7 protein-coding genes are annotated in these 8,050 nt (G+C 63.7%); all 7 read right to left on the reverse strand.

Translation table 11 applies throughout. From position 1 onward, the window contains the following. Positions 1-94 precede the first annotated feature (94 nt). Complete coding sequence (locus tag M0D66_RS37755) at positions 95-1,117, reverse strand: XdhC family protein (RefSeq protein WP_093647811.1); 1,023 nt, start codon at positions 1,115-1,117, stop codon at positions 95-97. After that, on the reverse strand, positions 1,090-1,686 hold the full coding sequence (locus M0D66_RS37760) for a CoxG family protein (RefSeq protein ID WP_200572359.1): 597 nt from the start codon (positions 1,684-1,686) through the stop codon (positions 1,090-1,092). The genes M0D66_RS37755 and M0D66_RS37760 overlap by 28 nt, the downstream gene beginning before the upstream one ends. Beyond that, the gene (locus M0D66_RS37765; RefSeq protein ID WP_266212943.1) at positions 1,677-2,939 is read right to left on the reverse strand and encodes a VWA domain-containing protein; all 1,263 of its coding nucleotides are present in this window, start codon (positions 2,937-2,939) and stop codon (positions 1,677-1,679) included. Before M0D66_RS37765 ends, M0D66_RS37760 begins: the two co-directional genes overlap by 10 nt. A gap of 5 nt (positions 2,940-2,944) precedes the next feature. Continuing rightward, complete coding sequence (locus tag M0D66_RS37770) at positions 2,945-3,832, reverse strand: MoxR family ATPase (protein ID WP_266212940.1); 888 nt, start codon at positions 3,830-3,832, stop codon at positions 2,945-2,947. A 170-nt stretch (positions 3,833-4,002) separates the two neighbouring features. Then, positions 4,003-4,800 (reverse strand): xanthine dehydrogenase family protein subunit M, encoded by a 798-nt coding sequence (locus tag M0D66_RS37775; protein WP_266212941.1) that lies wholly within the window; start codon positions 4,798-4,800, stop codon positions 4,003-4,005. 22 nt (positions 4,801-4,822) lie between these two features. Continuing rightward, on the reverse strand, positions 4,823-7,204 hold the full coding sequence (locus M0D66_RS37780; RefSeq protein ID WP_266212942.1) for a xanthine dehydrogenase family protein molybdopterin-binding subunit: 2,382 nt from the start codon (positions 7,202-7,204) through the stop codon (positions 4,823-4,825). A gap of 10 nt (positions 7,205-7,214) precedes the next feature. Further along, a complete protein-coding gene (locus tag M0D66_RS37785) occupies positions 7,215-7,733 on the reverse strand; it encodes a (2Fe-2S)-binding protein (RefSeq protein WP_093647821.1) in 519 nt (172 codons plus the stop codon). Positions 7,734-8,050: the final 317 nt, after the last annotated feature.

An 8,050-nucleotide genomic window follows, 5' to 3' on the forward strand; every position in this document is an offset into this window, starting at 1 on the left:
CCGCACAGGGGCAACACTAATAGACCACTAACAAAACAAGGAAAGGCCAAAGCCCTAATAACACGGCCAAATGCCGCCGCAAAAGGCAAAAAACCTAAACACTACAAGCAGCCCCACCAGAAGCAGCAATCTCCCGCGCGGCCTTAGCGCCCTCAACCTGTAATAGAGTCGGCAACGAAACCCCATTCTTAGCCGCAGTAACCTCAGCAAGAATAGAAACAGCAATCTCAGGCGGCGTCCGACTACCAATATAAATCCCAACCGGCCCATGCAGCCGGGCCAACTCGGTATCGTTCAGATCAAACTCCTTCAACCGCTCGCGCCGCGCCTGATTATTCCTTCTCGACCCCAAAGCGCCCACATAAAAAGCCGGCGTCTTCAACGCCTCCATCAGCGCGAGATCATCCAGCTTAGGATCATGCGTCAGCGCAATCACCGCGCACCGCTCGTCGAGCTTCATGTCGATCACCGTATCGTCCGGCATCGTCCGCACAATCTTCGTGCCGGGAATGCGCCACTCTTCGGTGTACTCCTCGCGCGGATCGCATACGGTCACCTGATAATCGAGCCCAACCGCGATGTTGCACAGATAGCGCGACAACTGCCCCGCACCGATCACCAGCATCCGGTAACGCGGGCCGTGAATCGTCAGCAGACGCTCGCCGTCGAAATGCACGCCGTCAGTTGCCAGCGCCGCGTCGAGCCGTACCGCGCCCGTCACCATGTCGACTTCACGCGCCACCAGGCGGCCGTCTTCCACCGCATGGCACAGATCGGCAATGCCGCTTTGCTGCGTTAAAGGCTCCAGCACCAGCTGGATCGTGCCGCCGCAAGGCAGGCCGAAGCGATGCGCTTCTTCCGCGGTAATGCCGTACTTCACCGCCTCCGGGCGGGTCTGCTCAATACCCTTTTGCCGCACGCGGTCGATCAGGTCGTCTTCAATGCAGCCGCCCGAGACGGAACCCACCACAAGGCCATCGTCACGCACCGCGAGCATCGCGCCCTCGGGACGCGGCGACGAACCCCACGTCTTCACCACCGTCACCAGTAGCGCGCGATGTCCCTCTTCCAGCCAACGTGCGCTGGACTTCAGGACTTCGAGATCCACGCTGTCCATGATTTCTTCCTTTTCGTTCCGTCGCCGCCGGACTCGGTGTCCGCGGCCTCATTCGATTCTGTATTCTGCACCGCCGCGTCGCCGGCTGCAGCGTCGCCGACATCCGGGGCCGTCGCGCCGTCAGCGTCGCCGCCGACCTGCGCGCCGAAGCGCTTGAAAAATTCGCCCGCGATTTTACGTGCAGCGCCGTCGACCAGCCGTGAACCGATCTGGGCGAGCTTGCCGCCGACCTGGGCCGTCGCCGTGTACGAAAGCTTCGTCGCGGTATCGCCCTCGGGTTCGAGCGTGACGTGCGTATTGCCCTTGCCGAAGCCCGCCGCACCGCCCTGACCTTCGAAAACGATGGTGTAGCTGTTCGGCGCCTCGATGTCGGTCAGCAGCATACGCCCTTTGAAGCGCGCCTTCACCGGACCGACCGATGCGCTCAACACCACCGCATACGCGTTTTCGCCATCCGGGTCGATGCTTTCGCAGCCGGGAATGCACGCGCGCAGGATGTCGGTATCGTTTAGCGCATCCCACGCGCGCTGCTGGGAAACCGGCAGCGTATGGGTTTCACTTAATTCCATGGCGTTGCTCCTGCAGTTGTCGTCGCGGAGACGGTCGAACGAGGCGCGCGTGTGAGTTGCGCGAGGTCGCGGCCGAACGCCGTCAGACTGTCCAGATTATGAACCGGGCGATGTGCGTCGACGTACGGCAGAATCGCCTGCACGCCGCGCGCTTTCGGTGAAAAACCGCTGAAACGCAGCAGCGGATTGAGCCACACGATACGGTGTGCGAAGCGGCGCAAGCGGGCCATTTCGGTGTCGAGTACGTCGATCGCTTCGTGATCCAGGCCATCGGTGACGAGCAGCACCGTGGCACGCCCGGTCAGCACGCGACGTGCCCAGCGCCGGTTGAATTCGGCCAGCGCCGCGCCGATCCGTGTGCCACCCGACCAGTCGACTACCTGATCGGTGAGCGTCGCGATCGCTACGTCGGGATCGCGCTCGCGCAGCGCGCGCGTCGCGTTGGTCAGGCGCGTGCCGAACAGGAACACCTGCAGGCGCTCACGCGATTGCAGAAGCGCGTGGCAGAAGTACAGAACCGCGCGCGAATAGCTGCTCATCGAGCCGGAGATATCCAGCAGCAGCACGAGCGGCGGTTTGCGTTCCACCACCGCGCGATACTTCCACACTGTCCAGTCGCCACCGGCGCGCACCGCTTGTCGTGCGCTCGCGCGCAAATCGGCATGTGTGCCGTGCGACGCGGCCTTCAGGCGGCGCGTCGGCTCGGTGGCAAGCGGCAGACGCTGGCCGCGAATCAGATGCCGCAACGTCCGCCATTCGTCAGCGGAAAGCGTTTCGAAATCGCGATGACGTAACCGCTCTTCCGCACTAAAGGTAACGTGCGCGCGTAGTTCGTGTTGTTCGGTTTCCTGTGGCGCCTTGCTGTGCGGCGAGGGCGGCGTGCGTACGGCAAGCGCGTCGGCGAGACGGTTGTTGCGTTTGGGGGGCGGCAAGCCATCGCGGACTTTCGGCAGCAGCAGCGCGCGCAGCTTGCCTTCCCAATCCGGGTCGCGCCAGAACAGATCGAAGGCGGCGTTGAAGAGGTCGCGTTCGTCCGGCGCGGAGACCAATAACGTGGCGAGCGCGGCGCGCACATCGTCGCGGCGGCCCAGGTCGATCCAGTGCAACGCGGCGAGTGCATCGACGGCTTGCGCCGGTGACATCGGCAAGCCCGCGCCGCGCAGCACGCGCACAAAGTGGACGACGTTGTGGGCGAGCGTGGGCGTATCGATCGGTGTGGCCGACGCGCTCGAAGTATCGGCGGAGGCGGTCATCGCCGTTACCCCTGCGTCGCGAGACATTGCGCGATCTGCGTGGCGTCGACGCGCGCCAGATCGTCCTGATACTTGAGCAGCACACCCAAGGTGTTCTGTACCGATTGCGGATCGAGCTCCGTCACCGACAACGCTTCCAAAGCGCGGCACCAGTCGATCGTTTCGGCGATTCCGGGCGCCTTGAACAGATCCATGCCGCGCAGCCGATGTACGAAATCGACCGCGCGTCGCTGCAATTCAACCGATGTCTGCGGCGCGCGCGCGGCGACGATCTCCAGTTCACGGTCGCGCTCGGGATAGCCGATCCATTGGTACAGGCATCGGCGTTTCAACGCGTCGTGCACTTCGCGTGTCCGATTCGACGTCATCACGACGAGCGGCGGCTGTTCCGCGCGCACCGTGCCGTATTCGGGAATCGACACCTGGAAGTCGGACAGCAGTTCCAGCAGAAACGCCTCGAACGGTTCGTCGGCGCGGTCGATCTCATCGATCAGCAGTACACGCCGCGCACCGGGATGGTTTTCGTCGGGCATCAGCGCTTGCAGCAGCGGACGCTTCAACAGGAATTCGCTGCGATACAGCGTGTCGTTGCCGGGCCGCTCGCCGGCGGCTTCGGCGAGACGCAGCGCCATGATCTGGCGCGGGTAGTCCCATTCGTAGAGCGCGCTGGCGGTGTCGAGCCCTTCGTAGCATTGCAGCCGCAGCATCGAGGTGCCGAGCATCCCCGCCGCGGCTTTGGCGAGTTCGGTCTTGCCGACGCCCGGCTCGCCTTCGACGAACAACGGCCGCTCCATGCGCAGGGCGAGATACAACGCGGTCGCGAGTTCGCGGCTGGCGAAGTAGTTTTGGGCGGCGAGTTGCGCGAGAGTGTCGTCGATGGAAGCAGGCTGCATGGTGTTCCTGACTCTGCATGGTGAAGAGCAAAACGGCGCGCTCGTCCGTGTCACTCATACCGTCGGCGGAACGGAGCGAATGAACGCGAGCGTCGCGCCACACCGCGTGCGTGATCGAACACGGCTGACGCGCTCCGCCGAGACACGTCAGCCGCAAACTGCAAGGATCGCTAACCGTTCGCTTTCGTCACCGCTCGCCCGGCCAACACCGGGATCAGATGCGCGCGATATTCGGCGCTCGCGTGCATATCGGTGTTCAGGTCGGCGTCGGATACGGTTACCCCTCGCGCGGCCTCGGGCGTGAAATTCGCCGTCAGTGCGCTTTCGAGTTCCGGCACGCGAAATACCGAAGACGCCGCTCCTGTCACTGCGACACGCACGCCGCTCGCGAACTTCGCGACGAACACGCCGACCAGTGCAAAGTGCGACGCCGGGTTACGGAATTTCTCGTAAGCGGCGCGCTCGGGCACGGGAAACTCGACGGCCACGATCAACTCGTCGGGCGCCAGCGCGGTCTCATACATGCCGACGAAGAAATCGCTCGACGAGATTCGTCGCCGATCGGTGACGATGGTCGCGTCCAAGGCCATCGCAGCAGCCGGATAGCAGGCGGCCGGATCGTTGTTCGCGAGCGAACCGCCGACGGTGCCGAGCGCGCGCACCTGGCGATCGCCGATGTGCCCGGCGAGGTCCGCGAGCGCCGGCAGCACGCGCCGAAGCTCCGCATGGTCCGCGACGTCCGCATGGCATACGGCTGCGCCGATCGTCACCTTGCCGGCGTCGACGGTGATCGATTTGAGCGCGGGAATGCGCGTCACGTCGATCAGTTGCGACGGCTGCGCGAGCCGCAGACGCATGGTGGGCAACAGGCTCTGTCCGCCGGCGATGAACTTGGCGTCACTGTCGGCAGCGATGGCTGCGGCGGCCGCTTTGGGATCCGTCGCGCGTTGATACTCGAATGAATACATGTCGAATGCTCCGCTCAGGATCTTAGTGGGGTTGCTTGGCTGCGTGGATCGCGGACCACACGCGATGCGGCGTTGCCGGCATTTGCAGGTCGGTCACGCCGAGCGGCGCGAGTGCGTCGAGGATCGCGTTGATCACGGCCGGCGGCGAACCGATCGCGCCTGCCTCGCCGCAGCCTTTCACGCCGAGCGGATTGTGCGTGCACGGCGTGCCCTTCGCGGTTTCGACGGTGAAGTTCGGCAGATCGGACGCATGCGGCATCGCGTAGTCCATATAGGAGCCGGACAGCAACTGGCCGCTCTCGTTGTCGTACACGCAGCGCTCCAGCATCGCCTGCCCAATGCCCTGTGCCAGGCCGCCATGCACCTGGCCTTCGACAATCATCGGATTGATCACGTTGCCGAAATCGTCGACTGCGGTGAACTGCTGGATACGGCAGACACCGGTCTCCGGATCGACCTCGACTTCGCAGATGTACGAGCCCGCCGGATACGTGAAGTTGGTCGGATCGTAGAACGCGCTTTCTTCGAGACCCGGTTCGAGCACGTTGAGCGGATAGTTGTGCGGCACGTAGGCGGCGAGCGATATCTCGGCAAATGCTTTGGTGCGATCGGTGCCCGCGACGCGGAATACGCCATCCTTGAACTCGATGTCTTCGGCCGCGGCTTCCAGCAGATGAGCGGCGATTTTCTTCGCCTTGGCTTCGATCTTGTCGAGCGCCTTCATGATCGCCGAGCCGCCGACCGCGATCGAGCGCGAGCCGTACGTACCCATGCCGAACGGAATGCGGCCGGTGTCGCCGTGAACGATCTCCACGCTCTCCAGCGCAATGCCGAGCCGGTCCGCGACCACTTGCGCGAAGGTTGTCTCATGCCCCTGGCCGTGACTGTGGGAGCCGGTGAACACGGTGACCGAGCCGGTCGGATGCACCCGAATCTGGCCGACTTCGAAGAGTCCGGCGCGTGCGCCCAATGCGCCGGCAATGTTCGACGGCGCCAAACCGCAGGCTTCGATGTAGCACGAGTAGCCGAGGCCGCGCAGCTTGCCGTTCTTTTCGGATTCCTGCTTGCGTGCCGGGAAGCCTTTCACGTCCGCTAGTTCGAGCGCACGGCTCAGCGTGGCCTCGTAGTCGCCGGTATCGTAGGTGAGGCCGACCGGCGTCGCGTACGGAAACTCGCGGATGAAGTTACGACGGCGGATTTCGGCCGGATCGATCTTCATCTCACGTGCGGCGGTTTCGACCAGACGCTCGACCACGTACGTTGCTTCCGGACGGCCGGCACCGCGGTAGGCGTCGACCGGGACGGTGTTGGTGAAGACCGCTTTCACCTCGGCGTAGATGGCGGGCGTCGCGTACTGACCGGCGAGCAGCGTCGCGTACAGGATGGTCGGCACGCTCGAGGCGAAGGTCGACAGATACGCGCCCATGTTGGCGATCGTGTGGATGCGCATCGCGAGGAACTTGCCGTCGGCGTCCATGGCCAGTTCGGCTTTGGTCACGTGATCGCGGCCATGCGCGTCGGACACGAAGGCTTCCGAGCGCTCGGCGGTCCATTTGATCGGACGGCGAATCTTTTTCGATGCCCACGTCAGCGCGACGTCTTCGGCGTACAGAAAGATCTTCGACCCGAAGCCGCCGCCGACATCCGGCGCGATCACGCGCAGTTTCGATTCCGGCAGCGACAGCACGAACGCGGCCATCAACAGGCGTTCCACGTGCGGATTCTGGTTCGCGACGTAGAGCGTGTAGCTGTCGTCCTGCACCGAGTAGCTTGCGTTGACCGCGCGCGGTTCGATCGCGTTCGGGATCAGGCGATTGTTGACGATGTCGAGCGTGGTGACGTGCGCGGCTTTGGCGAAGGCGGCGTCGGTCGCGGCTTTGTCGCCGTGGCCCCAGTTGTAGCAGACGTTGTCCGGCACTTCGTCGTGAACGGCGGCCTGGCCCGGATCGGCGGCGTGCGCGGTGTCGACCACGGCCGGCAGCACGTCGTAATCGACCTCGATCAGTTCGGCGGCGTCTTTCGCAGCCTTGATCGAATCGGCGATGACGAGCGCGACCTGATCGCCGACGTGGCGCGCTTTCGTGTGCGCGATGATCGGATGCGGCGGCTCGTTCATCGGCTTGCCGTCGGTGCTGTGGATCAGCCAGCCGCACGGCAGTCCGCCGACGTTGTCCGCAGCCATGTCCGCGCCGGTGAAGATCGCGACGACGCCGGGCGATTGTTTGGCCGCGGTGGTGTCGATGCTGTTGATTTTTGCGTGTGCGTGCGGTGAGCGCAGGAACACTGCGTAGGTTTGCTGCGGCAGGACGATGTCGTCGGTGTACTGACCGTTGCCGGTGAGGAAACGATAGTCTTCCTTACGTTCGACGGAAGTACCGATGAGGTGGGTGTCGGGTGCGTTCATCGTCGGCTCCTCAGGCGGTGGCGGGCGCAGTGGCCGCGGCATTGGCGTTGGCCGTGCCGGCGGACTTCATGCCTTCGGCGCCTTCGAGCACTGCTTTGACGATGTTGTGATAGCCCGTACAGCGGCAGAGATTGCCGTCGAGCTGGGCGCGCACGTCGTCGCCGGTGAGATTGGGTTGGCGCTCGACGAGCGAGACCGCGCTCATCACCATGCCGGGCGTACAGAAACCGCACTGCAGGCCGTGGCAGTGTTTGAAGGCGGCTTGCATCGGGTGGAGGGCGCCGTCTTTGGCGAGTCCTTCGATGGTGGTGATGGTTGCGCCTTCGGCCTGGACCGCGAGGATGTTGCAGGATTTGACTGCGCGGCCGTTCAGGTGGACCGTGCATGCGCCGCACTGGGCGGTGTCGCAGCCGATGTGCGTTCCTGTTAGGCGAAGTTGATCGCGCAGGAACTGGACAAGCAGGGTGTTCGGGTCGATTGAGGCGCTGATGGGCGCGCCGTTCACCGTCAGACTGATGCTGATCGCCATGAAGTTGTCTCCTTATGGGGTGAAACCGGACCTTTGTTTTTTCCTGCTTTCAGCTGCCTGCTCGTGGGGTCCGATTAGGGTGCTGCGGGTTTACTTTTTTTATGGGTCTGCCGAAAAGTAAAGCACAAATTGGGTGGGGGCGCTATTGGGTTGTGTGCCTGCTCGGCGGGTTTTGGGGTGGTTTTTGCCCGTTCGGGTGGGGGATTGCCTGACGGCGCTGGTTTTGGGTTTTTTGCCTGCGTGGCGCTTTTGTCCGTGTTCCTGGGGCTTTGGCCTTTCCTTGATCTGGCTTTGGTGCCTTTCCTTGAATTGTTAGT

Origin of the sequence: Paraburkholderia sp. SECH2, from assembly GCF_030464795.1 — a bacterium.
Classification (GTDB): domain Bacteria; phylum Pseudomonadota; class Gammaproteobacteria; order Burkholderiales; family Burkholderiaceae; genus Paraburkholderia; species Paraburkholderia aspalathi.

What these genes read in the sequence shown, in the direction of transcription:
- M0D66_RS37755 (WP_093647811.1), bottom strand. Translation starts at nt 1,117, where the DNA reads ATGGACAGCGTGGATCTCGAAGTCCTGAAGTCCAGCGCACGTTGGCTG.
- M0D66_RS37760 (WP_200572359.1), bottom strand. Translation starts at nt 1,686, where the DNA reads ATGGAATTAAGTGAAACCCATACGCTGCCGGTTTCCCAGCAGCGCGCG.
- M0D66_RS37765 (WP_266212943.1), bottom strand. Translation starts at nt 2,939, where the DNA reads ATGACCGCCTCCGCCGATACTTCGAGCGCGTCGGCCACACCGATCGAT.
- M0D66_RS37770 (WP_266212940.1), bottom strand. Translation starts at nt 3,832, where the DNA reads ATGCAGCCTGCTTCCATCGACGACACTCTCGCGCAACTCGCCGCCCAA.
- M0D66_RS37775 (WP_266212941.1), bottom strand. Translation starts at nt 4,800, where the DNA reads ATGTATTCATTCGAGTATCAACGCGCGACGGATCCCAAAGCGGCCGCC.
- M0D66_RS37780 (WP_266212942.1), bottom strand. Translation starts at nt 7,204, where the DNA reads ATGAACGCACCCGACACCCACCTCATCGGTACTTCCGTCGAACGTAAG.
- M0D66_RS37785 (WP_093647821.1), bottom strand. Translation starts at nt 7,733, where the DNA reads ATGGCGATCAGCATCAGTCTGACGGTGAACGGCGCGCCCATCAGCGCC.